The sequence below is a fragment of the Streptomyces sp. NPDC044719 genome (genome assembly GCF_056433405.1).
Window position 1 is genome coordinate 456,770 of record NZ_JBWKHE010000002.1, and the last position, 17,776, is coordinate 474,545.

12 protein-coding genes are annotated in these 17,776 nt (G+C 72.4%); 8 read left to right on the top strand and 4 right to left on the bottom strand.

Translation table 11 applies throughout. The features are described from left to right. Positions 1-84: 84 nt before the first annotated feature. Complete coding sequence (locus tag AC07DF_RS08850) at positions 85-543, top strand: nuclear transport factor 2 family protein (protein WP_478968366.1); 459 nt, start codon at positions 85-87, stop codon at positions 541-543. Positions 544-570: 27 nt separating this feature from the next. Further along, entirely contained in the window at positions 571-1,107 is a 537-nt protein-coding gene (locus AC07DF_RS08855; RefSeq protein ID WP_478968370.1) for a flavoprotein, read from the top strand. 3 nt (positions 1,108-1,110) lie between these two features. Here AC07DF_RS08855 and AC07DF_RS08860 read toward each other — a convergent pair whose 3' ends face one another. Further along, positions 1,111-1,986 carry a hypothetical protein gene (locus AC07DF_RS08860; protein ID WP_478968372.1) on the bottom strand — a complete coding sequence of 292 codons (876 nt, stop codon included), beginning with the start codon at positions 1,984-1,986 and terminating at the stop codon, positions 1,111-1,113. A 214-nt stretch (positions 1,987-2,200) separates the two neighbouring features. Between AC07DF_RS08860 and AC07DF_RS08865 the strand changes: the two genes are divergently transcribed. Then, positions 2,201-3,169 (top strand): aldo/keto reductase, encoded by a 969-nt coding sequence (locus AC07DF_RS08865; protein WP_478968375.1) that lies wholly within the window; start codon positions 2,201-2,203, stop codon positions 3,167-3,169. An 82-nt stretch (positions 3,170-3,251) separates the two neighbouring features. Here the strand turns inward: AC07DF_RS08865 and AC07DF_RS08870 are convergent, their stop codons facing one another. Beyond that, entirely contained in the window at positions 3,252-4,091 is an 840-nt protein-coding gene (locus AC07DF_RS08870; protein WP_478968377.1) for a phytanoyl-CoA dioxygenase family protein, read from the bottom strand. 61 nt (positions 4,092-4,152) lie between these two features. On the opposite strand from AC07DF_RS08870, the gene AC07DF_RS08875 reads away from it, so the two are divergent. Both AC07DF_RS08875 and AC07DF_RS08880 read left to right on the top strand, forming a co-directional pair. After that, a complete protein-coding gene (locus AC07DF_RS08875) occupies positions 4,153-5,127 on the top strand; it encodes a helix-turn-helix domain-containing protein (protein WP_478968379.1) in 975 nt (324 codons plus the stop codon). Between the two features lie 242 nt (positions 5,128-5,369). Beyond that, entirely contained in the window at positions 5,370-7,448 is a 2,079-nt protein-coding gene (locus tag AC07DF_RS08880; RefSeq protein WP_478968380.1) for a ricin-type beta-trefoil lectin domain protein, read from the top strand. A gap of 11 nt (positions 7,449-7,459) precedes the next feature. Here AC07DF_RS08880 and AC07DF_RS08885 read toward each other — a convergent pair whose 3' ends face one another. Both AC07DF_RS08885 and AC07DF_RS08890 read right to left on the bottom strand, forming a co-directional pair. Next, positions 7,460-8,716 carry an arsenic transporter gene (locus tag AC07DF_RS08885; protein WP_478969470.1) on the bottom strand — a complete coding sequence of 419 codons (1,257 nt, stop codon included), beginning with the start codon at positions 8,714-8,716 and terminating at the stop codon, positions 7,460-7,462. A gap of 64 nt (positions 8,717-8,780) precedes the next feature. Beyond that, positions 8,781-11,168 carry a SpoIIE family protein phosphatase gene (locus AC07DF_RS08890; RefSeq protein WP_478968382.1) on the bottom strand — a complete coding sequence of 796 codons (2,388 nt, stop codon included), beginning with the start codon at positions 11,166-11,168 and terminating at the stop codon, positions 8,781-8,783. A 257-nt stretch (positions 11,169-11,425) separates the two neighbouring features. On the opposite strand from AC07DF_RS08890, the gene AC07DF_RS08895 reads away from it, so the two are divergent. From AC07DF_RS08895 to AC07DF_RS08905, 3 genes are all read left to right on the top strand, one after another. Then, positions 11,426-14,515, top strand: a complete 3,090-nt coding sequence (locus AC07DF_RS08895; RefSeq protein WP_478968384.1) for a glycoside hydrolase family 2 TIM barrel-domain containing protein — start codon at positions 11,426-11,428, stop codon at positions 14,513-14,515. Between the two features lie 147 nt (positions 14,516-14,662). Continuing rightward, positions 14,663-16,906, top strand: coding sequence for a glycoside hydrolase family 9 protein (locus AC07DF_RS08900; RefSeq protein WP_478968386.1), 2,244 nt, complete (start codon positions 14,663-14,665; stop codon positions 16,904-16,906). Between the two features lie 67 nt (positions 16,907-16,973). Next, positions 16,974-17,765 (top strand): alpha/beta fold hydrolase, encoded by a 792-nt coding sequence (locus AC07DF_RS08905; RefSeq protein ID WP_478968388.1) that lies wholly within the window; start codon positions 16,974-16,976, stop codon positions 17,763-17,765. Positions 17,766-17,776: the final 11 nt, after the last annotated feature.

The window sequence follows — 17,776 nt, forward strand, 5'->3', positions numbered from 1 at the left end:
ACTCCTTGACGAGAGAACGAGCGTTCTCCTACGGTAGCAGCCATCCGGAGAACGCTCGTTCTCCACTGTGACCGGGGAGCATCGATGACCGACCGCCCGCCCCTGCCGCCCTTCACCCGCGAGAGCGCCACGAGGAAGGTCCAGGCCGCCGAGGACGCCTGGAACACCCGCGACCCCCACAAGGTCGCCCTCGCCTACTCGGAGGACTCCGTCTGGCGCAACCGCGACACCTTCGTCACCGGGCGCGCCGGGATCGTCGAATTCCTGACCCGCAAGTGGGAGCGCGAGCGGGACTACGCGCTGCGCAAGGACCTGTGGGCCTTCGACGGCAACCGCATCGCCGTCCGCTTCCAGTACGAGTGCCGGGACGCCGGGGGCCAGTGGTGGCGCTCCTACGGCAACGAGCTGTGGGAGTTCGACGAGCACGGGCTGATGACCCGCCGCGAGGCGAGCATCAACGACGTTCCCATCGAAGAGAAGGAGCGTCGCGTCTTCGGCCCGCGGCCGGAATCGGAGCGCGGAGGTACCTTCCCGGTCCGGTGAACCCGGGGAGTCATTAGGGTTTCCGGGATGACCGAACAGGCCTCCCGCAAGCCCTTCCTCTACGTCGTCGTCTGCGCCGCCGGCATCGCCGCGGACGTGAGCAAACTGATCACCGCCGCGCAGGAGCGGGACTGGGAGGTGGGCGTCATAGCGACGCCCGTCGCCATGAACGGCTTCTTCGACACCGCCGCAGTCGAAGCCCAGACGGGCCGCCCGATCCGCTTCGCCTGGCGCACCCCCGGCGAGCCCCGCCCGTTCCCGGCGCCCGACGCCCTGGTCCTCGCACCCGCCACCTTCAACACCGTCAACAAGTGGGCGGCCGGCATCGCCGACACCCTCGCGCTGGGCACCCTGTGCGAGGTCGCGGGGCTCGGCGTGCCGATCGCCGTCCTGCCGTGCGTGGCCGACGCCCTGGCAGCCCACCCCGCCTACCGGGACAGCCTCGAACGGCTGCGGGGGATGGGCGTGCGGTTCGGTGAGCCGTACACCGGAGAGCCGGGCGAGGACGGCGGGCGGCCGGATTTCGGCTGGGAGCGAGCGCTGGACCTGGTCGAACAGGGCTGACCGTCAGCCGCAGCCGACCGTGGGCCCCTCCACCATGCCGCCGGTGTAGAGCGCCTGTCCGCGCGGCATCCAGTAGCCCAGCTTCGAGACCACCGTCGAGCAGGCGGTCCCCTGGGTGACCTGGACCCGCACGGTGGCCGGGCGGCCCGGCTGGAGGTCGGTCAGCGCACAGTCCACGGAGTGCGTCAGCCTCGCCTCGGACGGGGCCCGTCCGATCAGCGGGTTGACGCACCGGGCGTCCGCCGTGCTGATCCGCACCCCCGTGCTCTCCTCGCCGATCAGCCCGAAGCGGGCACTGCCGTCACCCTGTTCGCTGTCGCGGTACACCCGGTACGTCAGCGTCGTGGTGGCCCCGCGACGCAGGGTGGTCCGGTCGACCTCGACGCGGTGCGTGGGCCGCTGCTTCGGCGCGCTCAGGGTGAGGGTGGTCCGGACCGTGCCGCGCAGGTCCACACCGCCCGGCGTGGAGCGGACGTGCACGGTGGCCGTGACGTCGTAGGTCCCCGGGCCGGGGTACGGCTGCGAACCGGGGAGCGTCCCGGAGGCGACCGTCCTGCCCTGGCGTTTCGCCGTCCAGGTGCCGGAGGTCAGACAGGCGTACCGGGCGGACGTGCCGGGACGGACGCAGTGCGCGGGGGCCGACACTGCCATCACCGGGGTGCCGCTGCCCGCGCACAGGCTGACAGTGGCCCGCTCGCCCTCCGTTCCGCGCAGGGTGCCCGCGGGTGCGCACAGCGTCGCCGGTCCCTCGGCCGCCGGCACCTGGGCCCGCACCTCGTGCCCGGGCGGGGCCGGCCGGCTCCAGGCGGTCGAGACCAGGGCGAGGGACGCCGCGGCCGCCCCGGTCAGGATCCTGAGTGTCCTCCGTCGTGCCGCCACGCCTTCTCCTCCACGCCGCCGACCGGCCGGGCGCCGGTCACCTGCGCCGAGGATGCGGCAGCGGTCCGGCAGCCTCGCCGCTCCCACGCCGTGCGGTCACCTGGGGGCAGCAACGATGACGGCCCGTCAGCCGGTCCGGCGCACCCTGCCTTCGAGCGCACCCGAGCACGTACGCTCCCCCTGGAACCCCCTCCCGAAGGCAGGAGCAGCAACGATGCAGTACGTGAAGCTCGGTTCGACGGGCCTGGACGTCTCCCGGATCTGTCTGGGGTGCATGACCTACGGCCTGCCCGACCGCGGCCGTCACGAGTGGACCCTCGGCGAAGAGGCCTCGCGCCCGCTGATCCGGCAGGCGGTCGAGGCGGGGATCAACTTCTTCGACACGGCCAACGTCTACTCCGACGGCACCAGCGAGGAGATCACCGGCCGTGCCCTGCGGGACTTCGCCCGCCGCGACGAGATCGTGCTCGCGACGAAGGTGCACGGCCGGATGCGGCCCGGCCCGAACGGCGGCGGACTGTCCCGCAAGGCGATCCTCTCCGAGCTCGACCAGAGCCTGGCCCGCCTCGGCACCGACTACGTCGACCTGTACCAGATCCACCGCTTCGACCCGCACACACCGGTCGAGGAGACGATGGAGGCCCTGCACGACGTCGTCAAGGCCGGCAAGGTCCGCTACATCGGGGCCAGTTCGATGTACGCCTGGCAGTTCTCCAAGGCCCAGTACACGGCCCGCCTGAACGGCTGGACGCGCTTCGTCTCCATGCAGAACCACTACAACCTCATCTACCGCGAGGAGGAGCGCGAGATGCTGCCCCTCTGCGCGGACCAGGGAGTGGGCGTACTGCCCTGGAGCCCGCTCGCCCGCGGCCGCCTCACCCGCGACTGGGACACCACGACCGAGCGCAGCGCCACCGACACCTTCGGCAGCAACCTGTACCAGGAGGGCGACCGCACCATCGTCGAGGCCGTCACCCGCATCGCGGCCGACCGCGACGTCCCCCGCGCCCAGGTGGCCCTGGCCTGGCTGCTCCACCAGAACACGGTGACGGCACCCGTCGTCGGGGCGTCGAAGCCCCGGCACCTGGAGGACGCGGTGGCCGCCGTGGACCTCCACCTCAGCGACAAGGAACTCGAGGAACTGGAACGCCCCTACACCGCACATCCGATCGCCGGCCACTGAAACGCCCATCTTGGGGGCGCGGGGAACTGCGCGACCAGCCCCCACGGCGCAGCAGACGAACCACGGCCTTCCCGCGCAGCGGTCAGTGGGGCCCCTGCGGCGCGAACTCCGTCCCGCAGGGCCCCGCCCCCTCACTCTCGGGCAGTTCCACCCGCGTCCCACTCATCGACAAGGTCCGGTAGAACCTTCCGACCCGCTCGGTCGACCGCCCCACATAGTGCCCGATGAACGACCGCCGGAACCGGTCACCCGACCGGTTCGGCTGCGACCCGTGCACCAGACTGCCGTTGAAGAAAAGAACATCCCCCGGCGCCATGTCCACCGGCACGGCCGCCAGCCCGGGCGGCGGCGGAACGTACTCCCGGGCGAAGGAAACCCCCTCGTCCGCCTCCTCCGGGCAGAACACGTCCATCCGGTGCGTGCCCGGCACGACCTCAAGCCCGCCGTTCTCCCGGTCGATCACGTCACACGCCAGCCACGCCGCGACGCACGTCCCCGGCTCCACCCGCAGATAGAAATTGTCCTGGTGCAGCGCCTGGCCCCGGGCGCCCGGCGGCTTGAAGTAGAACATGCTCTGCGCGGCCAGGACCTCCTCCCCGAGGAGCACCTCCAGGACCGTGCGCAGCCGGGCGTCCAGCAGGACGTCCCGGGCGAGGCCGTTGATCTCGTGCGGGTGCATCACCCGCGGCCAGACGCGCAGCGGATCCGCGTCCGCCCCGGTCGCACGCGGCTCGAAGTGCCCGGGAACCGGGCCGCCCGCGTGCAGCGCCGCGAACTCTGCGCACAGCCGCTCGATCTCGTCGGCCCCGAAGAGCCCGCGCACGACGGTGAAACCGTCCTCCTCGAACCCCTCCCGGTACCGCCGGAGCCCGGCGGGGTCCAGGATGGGAGCGCCGGCGGCGCCGTTGCCCGTGACTGTCATGAGCGCACTCCTCGGTCGGGTGTCCACGGTCCGACACTAGGCCGCCCTGTCGCCGAGGAGGATGCCCGTGCGTGCTGACGGATTGCCCGGCACTGCTGAGAACGGGAACGACGGGGACCCCGCGCCGCCGCCCGGCCTGGTCGTGCTCGGCCACTTCGACCAGCCGCCCGGCTACGCGGTCAGCCGCCCTCGGGGATCCGCGAGCTGGCTGTTCACCTGGACCACGGGAGGCCGGGGCCGGCTGCGGCAGGGCGCCGTGGAGACCTCGGTCGGCGCGGGTGACCTCGTGGTGCTCGCCCCGGGTGTCCCGCACGGCTACGCGGTGGAGCCCGGCGCCCGGCACTGGCGGTTCTGGTGGGCGCACTGCCAGGCCCGCCCGTCGTGGGCCGGGTGGCTGCGGCCGTACGACGCCGGGGACGGGGTGTACGTGGTCACGTCCGCCCCGGCCGGTGTGCACGGCCGCGTCGAGTCGGCGTTCCGGCGGATGCACACCGACGCCCGCTGGACCGGGACCGAGGCACCGCCCGCACCCGCGCCCCCGGACGGGCAGGTCGCCGTCGCACACGGCAGCGCGGCCCGCGAACTGGCCCTGGGCGCGCTCGAGGAGATCGTCCTCCTCACCGCGGCCGGCGCCCGGCCTGCGGCGCCCCGCCCCGGCCTCGACGCACGGATCCGCCGGGCCGAGGAGCTGATCGCCGCCGACCCGGGCGCCCCGCACACCGTCCGCTCGCTCGCCGAGGGTGTCGCGCTGTCGCCGTCCCGCTTCGCCCATCTGTTCAGCCGGCAGCTCGGCCAGTCGCCCATGCGCGCCCTGCGAGAGGCGCGGCTGCGGCACGCCGCGCGGCTGCTGGAGGGCACCGACCTGCCTGTGGAACGGGTGGCAGCGGCCTCGGGCTTCGCCAGCCCGTTCCACTTCAACCGCGTCTTCCGCGAGCGCTACGGGATGCCGCCCGGCGCCTACCGGACAAGGCACGGCGACCCGTCCGGCCCGGCGGTTTCCGGACGGCGCCGGGAAACGGGTGAATACCTGCCATAAAAGCCGAGCAGGCAGCCTGGAAATCCCTTTCGGCCCGCTGATTGACATTTTGTCAAAAAGCCCTGGCCGCCTACGTAATGCACGAAACCGCGAGATCTCTTGTTCCCTGTCGCTGACCTGTGCAAAGGTGTGCCCTGTCGGCGTGCGGACAGCGCGCCGTTCTTTCGTATGCGCGAGGCCGCCGTGCCGGCATACCCCTTGGTATGGACTTTATTCCGCATGTCCTTGAGAGGAATGCAGCCGTGAACGACGCAGGTCCGTCGAATTCCCCGGCCCCGGCCCGCAGGTTCGGCCCGACGGACGAGCAACTGAGCGCCGAGCTCAGGAAGTGGACGGGCGCGACGCCCGCGCTTCATCCCGTCGGCGAGCTGCTGGACCGGCACTGGGAGGCGGCTTTCGCCTACGCCCGGCTGTGCACCGCCGGTCCGCATTTCGCCGGAATGCTCACCACCGCCGCCTTCACCCGGCTCTTCGGCGAAAGCCTGCGCCAGAACGGCCCGACATCAGCCTGGCGGCCCCAGCTGCTCGTCACCGTGCGGCGGATCGCGGCCGAATGGGCCACCGACCACCGGCGCGACATGCTCCACCCGGACCTGGGGTCCGAGGCCGGTGACGGGGAGCGGCCGGCCGCCCGGCTGCTGCCGCAGCAGCACCGGCGCCTGCTGTCCGGGGCCTTTCAGCGGTTGCCCCAGTCGGCCCGCTGCCTGCTGTGGCACGTAGAGGTCGAGGCCGAACCGCTCGCGGCTCCCGCCGGATTGCTCGGCCTGGACGAGGAGGGCGCGCGCGTCGAACTGGGCCGGGCCCGTGACCGGATGCGCGAGGAGTGCCTTCAGCTGCACCGCGAACTCGCCCCCGACGAGGAATGCCGGCGCTATCTGCGCCTGCTCGACGTGACGTACAGACGTGGCGCCCTCGACATCGACCCCGATCTACGCGCGCATATCGGGGGGTGCGGGCACTGCAGCGCCGCCGCGGACCAGCTCGACCGGTTCAACCACGGGCTCGGCGTCGCCCTGGCGGAGGCGGTGCTGGGCTGGGGCGGGCAGGACTACGCGGAGAGCGCCTCGAGCGGCGTCGCGGAGGCCTCCCCGGAGAGCGGCGTTCCCGGGGACGCGGCCGGCGCGGAGCCGGCCGGTGCCGCGCGTGCGGCGTTTCCGGACCCCGTCCTCCTCGCCGGCGCGGTCGGGGAGTCGTTCACCGACCCCGTCGACGCGGTGGCCACGCCACCCGCCGCCGCGGCCGAACGGGGCGCGGGGGCCCCGCCGCGGGTCCCGGTCCCGACGCGGGACCAGACGCAGGACCGGGCACAGGCCCTGGTCCACGGCCAGGAGGCATTCCACCCCACCCCACCCGACGCGTCGGCACCGGCCGGTGGAACGGCCCCCGGCCCGGACGCCGTGGGCCCCCGCACCGCCTCCCGCAGATCCGCCCACAGGGCGGCCCGCCGTGCCGCTCGCCGCCGTAACCTCACCGTGGGCGTCCTGACCGTCAGCGGCCTGGTCGTCCTCCCGCTGGTCCTGTGGTCCATCAACTCCGGCGACACCGCCCCGCCGGCCGGCGGGGGCCGGCCCTCCGAGGCATCCGACCCGGGCGCGGGCAAGCCGACCGGCGACCCGTCCTGGATCGGGGCGGGAGAGGCCCGCAAGGGCGCGCTGCGCGGCCGGCTGCACAACGTCGCCTCGGGCCTGTGCGTCGGCGTCGACGGCAAGAAGGCCGTCGAGAACGCGGAAGCCGAACTCACCACCTGCTCCTCCGCGCCCGCCCAGCAGTGGACGTACGAGACCGACGGGCTGCTGCGCAACGGTGCCGCCCCCGACCTGTGCCTGGACTCGCGGCTCGGCTACTCGGTGCGGCTGGCACCCTGCAGCGGCCCGTCCCGGCCCGACATCAAGGACATCAGCTACGACTTCATCCTGCAGGGCGCCCTGGTGCCCCGCCGGGACCAGGAGCTCGCCCTGGCCCCGGCCGCGACCGACGGCTCGGGTGCCCTGGTCCTCAAGTCCCGGGCGGACGACGAGGTCCAGCGCTGGGTGATCGACACCTCCAAGACCGATCTCCAGATGGAGGCCGTCAACTGGGAAGCCGCCGCCCCGGTGCCACGGCCCACGCCCACCCCGACCCCCAGCCCCACCCCGTCGAGGACACCGGAGCCGACCCCCACCCCGACCGCCACACCGTCGACGTCCAGGCCGGAGCCCACGAGCCCGTCGCCCAGCACCACCTGCCACTACTACGGCTACTACTGCTCCTGGAACGGCGACCACGGCTACCCGGGCTATGGCTACGGCTATGGCTATGGCTACGGGGGCCGAGGGCGCTGACCGGGCGCGGCTCAGCCCCCGACGACCCCCAGGGACAGCCACAGCGCCACCACGGCCGGCACCAGCGCGGCGGGTACCGCGAGCAGCCCGAGCCGGGTGAACTCCCCGAGTTCGACGCGGTGCCCGTGCTGGTGCACGATCCGCCGCCACAGCAGGGTCGCCAGTGAACCGGCGTAGGTGAGGTTGGGGCCGATGTTCACGCCGAGCAGCACCGCCAGCACGGCACCGGGACCGGACCCGGCGGTCAGCGGCAGCAGCACCAGCACCGCGGGCAGGTTGTTGATGAGGTTGGCCAGGACGGCGGCCAGCGCGGCCACGCCCAGCAGCGCGAGCAGGCCCGAGCCGTCGGGCAGGACACGGTGGAGCGCGTCGGCGAGCCCGTTGTCGACGACCGCGCGCACGACGACGCCGAGCGCGAGCACGAACGCCAGGAAGGCCGGGGACGCGGAGCGCACCACCGTCAGCGGGGTGGCCCGTCGCCGCAGCAGCGCCCGGCCCGCCAGCACCAGCGCACCCGCCAGCGCGGCCCACGCCGGTGCGATCCCGAGGGCCGAGGCCACCACGAACCCGGCCAGTGTGCAGCCCACCGTGACCAGGGCGAACAGCGGCAGCTCGGGAGGCCGCGCGGGGTCGGCGGCGGGGAGCGAAGCGGCCAGTTCCCGGTCGAAGAAGCGCCGGAATACCAGGTACTCGGCACCGATCGCGACCAGCCAGGGCAGTGCCATCAGCGCCGTGAACCGGGTGAAGCTCAGCCCGCTCGCCGTGAAGGCGAGGAGGTTGGTCAGGTTGGAGACCGGCAGCAGCAGCGAGGCGGTGTTCGACAGATGCGCGCACGCGTAGAGGTGGGGCCGGGCCTGGACGCCCATCCTGGTGGCGGTGGCGAGCACGACCGGTGTCAGCAGGACGACCGTGGCGTCCAGGCTGAGCACCGCCGTGATGACGGAGGCCAGTGCGAACACCGCGGTCAGCAGCCGCCCGGGACGCCCCGCCGCCCAGCGGGCCATCCACGCCCCGCACGCCGTGAAGAGTCCCTCGACGTCGCAGAAGTGGGCGAGCACCAGCACGGCCGCGAGGAAACCGACCACGGGCCCCAGCCGCTGGATCTCCTCCCACGCGTGTGTGGGCGAGATCACTCCGACGGCGACCGCGAGCCCGGCGGCCGGAACCGCCAGGACCGCCTCGGGCAGCCCCTTGGGACGGACCACGGCCCAGACGAGCACCGCGGACAGCAGTGCCACGGACAGGACTTCGGCGAGCGGGGCGTTCAGGGCGGAGTCCTCCGGGGCGTGTTCAGGCGTGCCCACCCATGAAACCAGGCTCCGGTAAGAGCGCTCACATCGCGTCGAGCGTCGTCAGCTCCGCCCAGATCGTCTTGCCGTCGGGGGTGTGCCTGCTGCCCCAGCGCTGGGTGAGCTGGGCGACCAGGAGCAGGCCGCGGCCCCCCTCGTCCCAGGTCTTGGCCCGGCGCAGGTGCGGGGCCGTGTGGTTGGTGTCGGACACCTCGCAGATCAGCGTGTCCGCGTCGTGGATCAGCCGCAGCCGGATGGGCTTGGCGCCGTAGCGGATGGCGTTGGTGACCAGCTCGCTCACCACCAGCTCCGCGGTGAACGTGGCCTCGATCAGACCCCAGCGGTCGAGCTGTTCGACGACCTGCTTGCGGATGGGGGCCACCAGCGCCGGGTCGGCCGGGATGTCCCACGTCGCGACCTGGGAGGACGGCAGCCCCCGGGTGCGGGCCAGCAGCAGGGCCACGTCGTCGGCGGAGCCGCCCGAGGGGAGCAGCGCCTGCAGCACGCGGTCGCAGACCTCGTCCAGCGAGACGGCGGGAGTCGACAGGGCCTCGCGGAGCATCCGCTGGCTCGTGTCGACGTCCCGCTCGCGGCTCGCGAGCAGCCCGTCGGTGTGGAACGACAGGACGCTGCCCTCCCGCAGCTCCACCTCGGCGCTCTCGAACGGCAGCCCCCCGACACCGAGCGGGGGCCCGGAGGGCAGGTCGAGCTGCCGGGCCGGGCCGCCCGGCGGGACCAGGAAGGGCTGCGGGTGCCCGGCCCGGGCCAGGGTGCAGCGCCGCGACACCGGGTCGTACACCGCGTAGAGGCAGGTCGCGCCCACCTCCCCGGTGCCGGCCGCCTCTTCGCCGCCGGACTCCTGGGACAGCCGGACGACCAGGTCGTCGAGGTGGGTGAGCAGTTCGTCGGGGGCCAGGTCGATGTCGGCGAGGGTGCGGACGGCGGTGCGGAGCCGGCCCATGGTGGCGGAGGCCTGGATGCCGTGGCCGACGACGTCCCCGACGACCATGGCGACCCGCATCCCGGACAGCGGGATCACGTCGAACCAGTCCCCGCCCACACCGGAACGGGTGGCCGGCAGATAGCGGGAGGCCGCCTCCACGGCCGCGGTGCTCGGCAGATGGCGGGGCAGCAGGCTGCGCTGCAACGTGAGGGTCGTCTCCCGCTCGCGGGAGTAGCGGCGCGCGTTGTCGATGCAGACGGCGGCCCTGGCCGTGACCTCCTCGGCCAGCAGCACATCGTCGTCCGTGAAGTCCTCGGGGCGCCGAAAGCGGGTGAACACCGCGACCCCGAGGATGGTGCCCCTGGCCTGGAGTGGGACGGACATCGTGGAGTGGACGCCGTACTCGCGGACCCGACGGTGCCGAACCGGGTCCCAGGCGAGCCACCGTTCGAGATCGTCCTGCGAACCCGAGGCCACCACCGCGTGGCCCGCGACCAGCGAGGCGGCCTGCGGGGAGGACTCCGGGTAGACCTCCACCTGTCCCGGCTTGGCGACGGCCTCGGGGCTGCCCGCGTTGACCGACTGGTGGGCGGCCCGGCGCAGACTCACCGGTGGGACGGGCGGTCCCGCCGACTCGCCGCCGTGCTCCCGGGTGTCGAGCAGGTCGACACTGACGAAGTCGGCGAGCGCCGGGACGCACACGTCCGCCAGCTCCTGCGCCGTTCGGGTGACGTCGAGGGTGGTGCCGATGCGGACGCTCGCTTCGTTGACCAGTTGCAGCCGCTCCCGTGACCGGTACTGGTCGCTGAAGTCGTGGGCGGTCACGCACACGCCCCGCACCTGGCCGGACGTATCGGTGAGCGGTGCGATCCGGGCCAGCCAGGCGTGCGCGCCTCGGGTCTCGCCACTGGCCTTCATGTACGTCTGCATGTCCTGCCGCCGGCCGGTGCTCAGCACCTGGCGCAGATTCTCCTCGAGCTCGGCGTTCTGTGGCCGGCTGCCGATGTCGGTGGGTCTCAGCCCCCGCAGACGGTCGGCGGGCATCCCGAGGAGGTCCGCCATGGCGTCGTTGACGCCGCGCAGCCTCAGCCCCTCGTCGAAGATCATCGTGGCGCAGGGTGACTGGGTGAGGGCCGCGCGCACCAGCGGGTCGTCGGCCAGATCGGCACCGGCGGCCTCCGGCGGGGACACCGCGAACCACTCGGCCGTCTCGCCCTCCGGCGGTCTGCGGTGGGCGAGGACCCACACGGACACCGTACGGCCGTCGCGGTGCCGCAGCGTGAGCACGCCGCTCCAGCGGGCGTCGTCGGGCGCGGGCGGCGCGTCCGCTTCGTCGGCCAGCAGCTCGGCGGCCGGGCGGCCCACGACCTCGGCGGATGTGTGGCCCAGGAGACGGCGGGCGCCTTCGCTCCACCCGGTGAGCGTGCCGTCGGCGGCGATGACGGCACGGGCGGCCATGCCATCGTCCAACGGCTCGTCCGGGATCATCGTCGCCACTCCATACGGACACTCACAGTGATCAGAGAGGTCGCTTGAGTTCCAGCCTAGTCCGTAGGCGCCCGACGTGAACGGGTAACCCCGGCAGCGCCCGGCCGTGCGGGGGCGTGGCGTGATTCCGGCCGATGTGACGCCTGAGGCAGAAGGATGTCGCCGCACCCTTGACGGCCCTGTGTGACACCTCGACAGAATCTGTTTGTTCGCGATCAGTTGTGAGTGCTTCTGGGCCTTAATGAGGGAGAGCCGCCATGTCGGTCACGCGCAGATCGGTCCTGCTCGCCTCCGCGGCCGCGCCCGCGGCCGGAGCGCTGCTCGGTGCCCCGGAGGCGTGGGCCGCCGAGGAGGTGCGCGGCGCGTCCGGCCGCAGCACCGTCGCCCTGCGCGACGGCTGGCGGTTCGCGCTGGTCAACCCGGGTGGCATCACCGATCCGACCGGCGCCTACGCCGACGCCGCCCTGCCCGGCTACGACGACTCCCGGTGGCGCGAGGTCACCGTCCCGCACGACTGGAGCATCGAGCAGGCCCCCACCACCGAGCACGGCACCACCAGCGGCACCGGCTTCCTGCCCGGCGGCCTCGGCTGGTACCGCCTCGCCTTCACCCTGCCGCCCGCCCTCGCCGGCAAGCGGATCTCGGTGGAGTTCGACGGCGTCTACATGGACTCCCACGTCTACTGCAACGGCGAGGAGGCCGGCCGCCACCCCTACGGCTACACCGGCTTCGCCTTCGACCTCACCGACCTGGTGCACACCGACGGCACCACCGAGAACGTGATCGCGGTCAAGGTCCAGAACCGGCTCCCCAGCAGCCGCTGGTACTCGGGCAGCGGCATCTACCGCGAGGCCCGCCTGGTGATCACCGAGCCGGTGCACGTGGCCCGCTGGGGCACCCACGTCCGCACGCCCGAGGTCTCCGCCGAGCGGGCCCTCGTGCGGATCGACACGTCGGTCCGCAACGAGTCGGGCGCGGGCGCGGAGGTCGAGGTCGTCTCCCGCGTCGTCGACGGGAAGGGCCGCACGGTCGCCCGTACCTCCTCCACGGCCGCAGTCACCGACGAGCACACCGAGACCCACGAACTCAGCGTCGAACGGCCCGAGTTCTGGGACATCGAAGCCCCGCACCGGTACACCCTGCACACCGAACTGCGCGTCGGCGGCCGGACCACCGACACCTATCGCACCCCCTTCGGCTTCCGCACCTTCCGCTTCGACCCGGACGAGGGCTTCTTCCTCAACGGCACCCACCACAAGCTCAAGGGCGTCGACCTCCACCACGACCTGGGCGCCCTCGGCGCCGCTGTCAGCAAGGACGCCATCCGCCGACAGATGCTCATCATGAGGTCGATGGGTGTCAACGCCTTCCGCACCTCCCACAACCCGCCCTCCCCGGAGATGATCGGCGTCTGCGAGGAACTCGGCATCGTCATGCTGGTGGAGGCGTTCGACTGCTGGAAGAGCCCCAAGACGCGGTACGACTACGGCCGCTTCTTCGACGAGTGGGCCGACAAGGACATCGCGGAGATGGTCCTGGCCGCCCGCAACTCGCCCGCCGTCCTGATGTGGTCCATCGGCAACGAGGTCAGCGAGTTCACCTCCACCGCCGGTCTCGCCATGGCCGACCGGCTCATCGCCGCCATCAAGGCCTACGACACCACCCGCCCGGTCGTGATCGGCTCCCACCGGCACCGCAGCGTGCCCGCCCCGGGCTCTCCCGGCGATCTGATCCTCGCCAAGATCGACGGCCTCGGCCTCAACTACAACACGGCCAAGTCGGTGGACGCCCTGCACGCCCGCTACCCCAAGCTGTTCCTGTTCGAGTCGGAGTCGTCCTCGGAGACCTCCACCCGCGGCGTCTACCAGGAGCCGGAGCACCTCAACACCGGTGAGGACCACACGCCCGGCCGGCGGGCGACCTCCTCCTACGACAACAACCTCGCCTCCTGGACCATGAGCGGCGAGTACGGCCACAAGAAGGACCGGGACCGCAAGTGGTTCGCCGGGCAGTTCCTCTGGTCGGGCATCGACTACATCGGAGAGCCCACGCCGTACGACGTCTTCCCGGTCAAGGCGTCCTTCTTCGGCGCGGTCGACACCGCCGGCTTCCCGAAGGACATGTACCACCTCTTCCGGAGCCAGTGGACCGAGCGGCCGATGGTCCACCTGCTCCCTATGACCTGGAACCACGCCGAGGGCGACACGGTCGAGGTCTGGGCGTACGCCAACGTCGACACCGTCGAACTGTTCCTCAACGGAAAGTCCCTGGGCGTACGGCGGTTCGACACCAAGAGGACCGTCGACGGCCGCGCGTACCTGGAGACCACCGAGGCGACCGGCGACGACAAGACGTTCACCGACGGCCCCTACCCCGGCAGCTACACCAGCCCGAACGGCAGTGCCGGAAAGCTCCACCTGACCTGGAAGGTGCCCTACGAGCCGGGCGAGCTGAAGGCCGTCGCGCGCAAGGACGGCAGGACGGTCGCGACCGACGTGCTGCGTACCGCCGGCGCCCCGTACGCGATACGCCTGACACCGGACCGCGAGTCGCTCGCCGCGGACGGCCGTTCGCTGGTCTTCGTGACCGCCGAGGTGGTCGACCGGCGCGGCGTGGTGGTGCCCGGCGCGGAACACCTGATCTCCTTCGAGGTGGCGGGCGGCTCCCTCGCCGGGCTCGACAACGGCCGGCAGGAGAGCGCCGAGCGCTACCAGGCGAGCACCCGCACCGCCTACCACGGCAAGGCCCTCGCCATCGTCCGCTCCGGCACGAGGAAGGGCACGCTGAAGGTGATCGCCCGCGCCGACGGCCTGCGCACCGGCACGGCGACCGTACGCGCCACCGGTGCCCGGGACCGGGCCGAGACGACCCCGCCCGCGTTCAGGCCGGAGCACCCGGCGCCGGTGGACTACCCGCACGCGGACGCCAGTTACTCCGGCCGTCCGGACACCCTGCCCGCCGCCATGCTCGACGGCGATCCGGCCACCGGCTGGTCCAACGGCTTCTTCAAGCAGGCCACGGCCCTGCTGCCCGCCTTCGACGGGGCACGCGGCGAGGACTGGGTCTCGGTCGACCACGGGCGCACCCGCGGCTTCGACCGGGTGGACGTCTCCTTCACGGTGGACGCCACGCACAGCCTGCCCGCGGCGATCGAGGCGGCGGTGTGGGACGGCCGGGCGTGGCGGGCCGTGCGGGATGCCACGATCGACTGGGCCACCGCCTCCGACGCCCCCACCGTGATCACCTTCAAAGCCGTCCGCGGCTCCCGGATCCGGCTCACCCTGACCAGCCGCCACCCCGACGAGGCGCGGGGCGCGATGCGTATCAGCCGACTGGACACTGTCTAGGCCACACTGGTCCGGACGGGCGGCGGACAGCCAGTCCCGTCCGGACCGTTGACGGAGTGTCACATGAGCCACAACCATGGCGGGCATCCGTAACTGGGAGCGCTCCCACGACGAGCGCCACCCGCACCTCACCAGAGGAGCCCGGACGTGAAACGACGCAGAACCGCCCTGCTGTCCCTGACGGCCCTCCTGGCGACCGCGCTCACTGCGCTGCCCTCCGCACCGGCCGGGGCCGAAGAGGTCGAACAGGTCGAGAACGGCACCTTCGACACCACCACCGCTCCCTGGTGGACGACCAGCAACGTCACGGGAGGACTGTCCGACGGCCGGCTCTGCGCCGACGTCCCCGGCGGCACCGCCAACCGCTGGGACGCCGCCGTCGGACAGAACGACATCACCCTCGTGAAGGGGGAGTCGTACCGCTTCTCGTTCAGCGCGACCGGCACGCCCGCCGGGCATGTGGTGCGGGCGATCGTGGGCCTGTCGGTGTCCCCGTACGACACCTACTACGAGGTGACACCGCAGCTCAGCGTCTCCGGCGACCGCTACTCCTACACCTTCACCTCGCCCGTCGACACCACCCAGGGGCAGGTCGGCTTCCAGCTCGGCGGCAGCGCGGACGCCTGGCGCTTCTGCATGGACGACGTCTCGCTGCTGGGCGGCGTCGCGCCGGAACCGTGGGAGCCCGACACCGGCCCCCGGGTCCGCGTCAACCAGGTCGCCTACCTGCCCGCCGGGCCGAAGAACGCCACCCTGGTCACCGATGCCACGGCGAAGCTGCCCTGGGAGCTGAGGAACGCCCGCGGCACCGTGGTCGCCCGGGGCACGACCGTGCCGCGCGGTGCCGACGCCTCCTCGGGGCAGAACGTCCACTCGATCGACTTCGGCGCGTACCGCACGAAGGGCACCGGCCTCACCCTGGTCGCCGACGGCGAGACCAGCCGCCCCTTCGACATCGACGCCGGCGTCTGGGAGCGGCTCCGGCTGGACTCGGCGAAGTACTACTACACCCAGCGCAGTGGCGTCGAGATCCGCGAGGACCTGCGGCCCGGGTACGGACGGCGGGCCGGTCACGTGGGCGTGGCACCCAACCAGGGCGACACCGCCGTGCCCTGCCAGCCCGGCGTGTGTGACTACACCCTTGACGTCAGCGGCGGCTGGTACGACGCCGGCGACCACGGCAAGTACGTCGTCAACGGCGGCATCTCCACCTGGGAGCTGCTGAGCACCCACGAACGCGCGCTGCACGCCCGCACCGGCGACGCCGGCAAGCTCGGCGACGGCACGCTCGCCATCCCCGAGAGCGGCAACAAGGTCCCGGACATCCTCGACGAGGCCCGCTGGGAGCTGGAGTTCCTGCTGAAGATGCAGGTGCCCGCCGGGAAGCCGCTGGCCGGCATGGCCCACCACAAGATCCACGACGAGCAGTGGACCGGGCTGCCGCTGCTGCCGAGCGACGACCCGCAGAAGCGCGAACTGCACCCGCCGTCCACCGCGGCCACCCTGAACCTGGCCGCCACGGCGGCGCAGGCGGCCCGCCTGTACCGGTCCCACGACAGGGCGTTCGCCGACAAGACCCTGGCCGCCGCCCGCACGGCCTGGTCGGCGGCGCTCGCGCACCCCGGCCGTCACGCCTCCGAGAGCGACGGCATCGGCGGCGGCGCCTACCCCGACAACGACGTGACCGACGACTTCTACTGGGCGGCGGCCGAGCTGTATCTCAGCACGGGGGAGAAGCAGTTCGAGGAGTACGTCCTGAAGTCCCCGGTCCACACGGCCGACCTCTTCAAGCCGCTCGGCTTCGACTGGGCACGCACCGGGGCGGCGGGCCGGCTCGACCTCGCGACGGTGCCGAACAAGCTGCCGGGCCGGGACAAGGTGCGCGAGTCCGTCGTCAAGGGCGCCGACCGCTACCTGGCGACCCTGAAGGACCACTCCTACGGCATGCCCTACGCGCCCGACGGCAACAAGTACGACTGGGGCTCCAGCCACCAGGTCCTCAACAACGCCGTCGTCCTCGCCACCGCGTACGACATCACCGGCGCCTCGAAGTACCGGGACGGCGCACTGCAGAGCATGGACTACATCCTCGGCCGCAACGCGCTGAACATCTCCTACGTCACCGGCTACGGCGAGGTCAGCTCCCAGAACCAGCACAGCCGCTGGTACGCCCGCCAGCTCGACCCCGGCCTGCCCCACCCGCCGCGGGGCACCCTCGCCGGCGGGCCGAACTCGAGCATCCAGGACCCCTTCGCACAGAGCAAACTCCAGGGCTGCGTAGGACAGTTCTGCTACATCGACGACATCCAGTCCTGGTCGACCAACGAGCACACGATCAACTGGAACGCCGCCCTGACCCGGATGGCCGCCTTCGTGGCGGACCAGGGGTAGGGACGTGTCCGGTGCCGGGGGAGTCCGCCGACAGGACGCCTCCGGCACCCGCGCGTAGCCTGGTCACATGCACGCGGTGCGGGTAGACGGCATCGAGGTCGCCTACGACCGGGTGGGCTCGGGCCCGCCCCTGGTGCTCGTGCACGGCGCCACGGTGGACGCCCGCCTCTGGCGTGGCCAGGTCGCCGACCTGGCCGACGCGTTCACAGTGATCGCCTGGGACGAACCGGGAGCCGGCCGTTCCTCCGACGTACCGCCCTCCTTCACCCTCGCCGGCTACGCCCGCTGTCTGGCGGCCGTCATCAAGGACGTGGGCCTCGGCCCGGCCCATGTGCTCGGCCTGTCCTGGGGCGGGACCATCGTGCTGGAGCTCTACCGGCACCACTCCGATCTCGTCAGGACGCTGCTCCTCGTCGACACCTATGCCGGCTGGAAGGGCTCGCTGCCCGCGGCGGAGGTGCGGGCGCGGGTCGAGGGGGCCGAGCGGCTGCTGGCGGTCCCGGCCGAGGACTTCGCGCCGACCATGCCGGGCCTGTTCGCGGGACAGCCGCCCGCCGAAGCCGTACGCCTGATGTCCGTGATGTCGGCCGACACACGCCCCCAGAGCCTGCGGACCGAGCTCACCGTCATGGCCGAGGCCGACCAGCGCGACCTGCTGCCCACGATCACGGTGCCGACGCTCCTGCTCTGGGGCGAACTCGACGCGCGCTCCCCGGTGGAGCAGGTCGCCCACCCGTTCCTGGCGGCGATCCCGCACGCCACCCTGGTCGTGCTTCCGGGCGTCGGGCACCTCACCAACATCGAAGCCCCGGAGGCCTTCAACCGGACCGTCCGGGAGTTCTGCCGCGCCCGGTCCTGAGCTCACCGGCA

Excerpts from the sequence above, each read along its gene's own strand:
- AC07DF_RS08870 (WP_478968377.1), bottom strand. The coding sequence starts at position 4,091 with ATGACAGTCACGGGCAACGGCGCCGCCGGCGCTCCCATCCTGGACCCC.
- AC07DF_RS08875 (WP_478968379.1), top strand. The coding sequence starts at position 4,153 with ATGCCCGTGCGTGCTGACGGATTGCCCGGCACTGCTGAGAACGGGAAC.
- AC07DF_RS08890 (WP_478968382.1), bottom strand. The coding sequence starts at position 11,168 with ATGATCCCGGACGAGCCGTTGGACGATGGCATGGCCGCCCGTGCCGTC.
- AC07DF_RS08850 (WP_478968366.1), top strand. The coding sequence starts at position 85 with ATGACCGACCGCCCGCCCCTGCCGCCCTTCACCCGCGAGAGCGCCACG.
- AC07DF_RS08905 (WP_478968388.1), top strand. The coding sequence starts at position 16,974 with ATGCACGCGGTGCGGGTAGACGGCATCGAGGTCGCCTACGACCGGGTG.
- AC07DF_RS08865 (WP_478968375.1), top strand. The coding sequence starts at position 2,201 with ATGCAGTACGTGAAGCTCGGTTCGACGGGCCTGGACGTCTCCCGGATC.
- AC07DF_RS08855 (WP_478968370.1), top strand. The coding sequence starts at position 571 with ATGACCGAACAGGCCTCCCGCAAGCCCTTCCTCTACGTCGTCGTCTGC.
- AC07DF_RS08895 (WP_478968384.1), top strand. The coding sequence starts at position 11,426 with ATGTCGGTCACGCGCAGATCGGTCCTGCTCGCCTCCGCGGCCGCGCCC.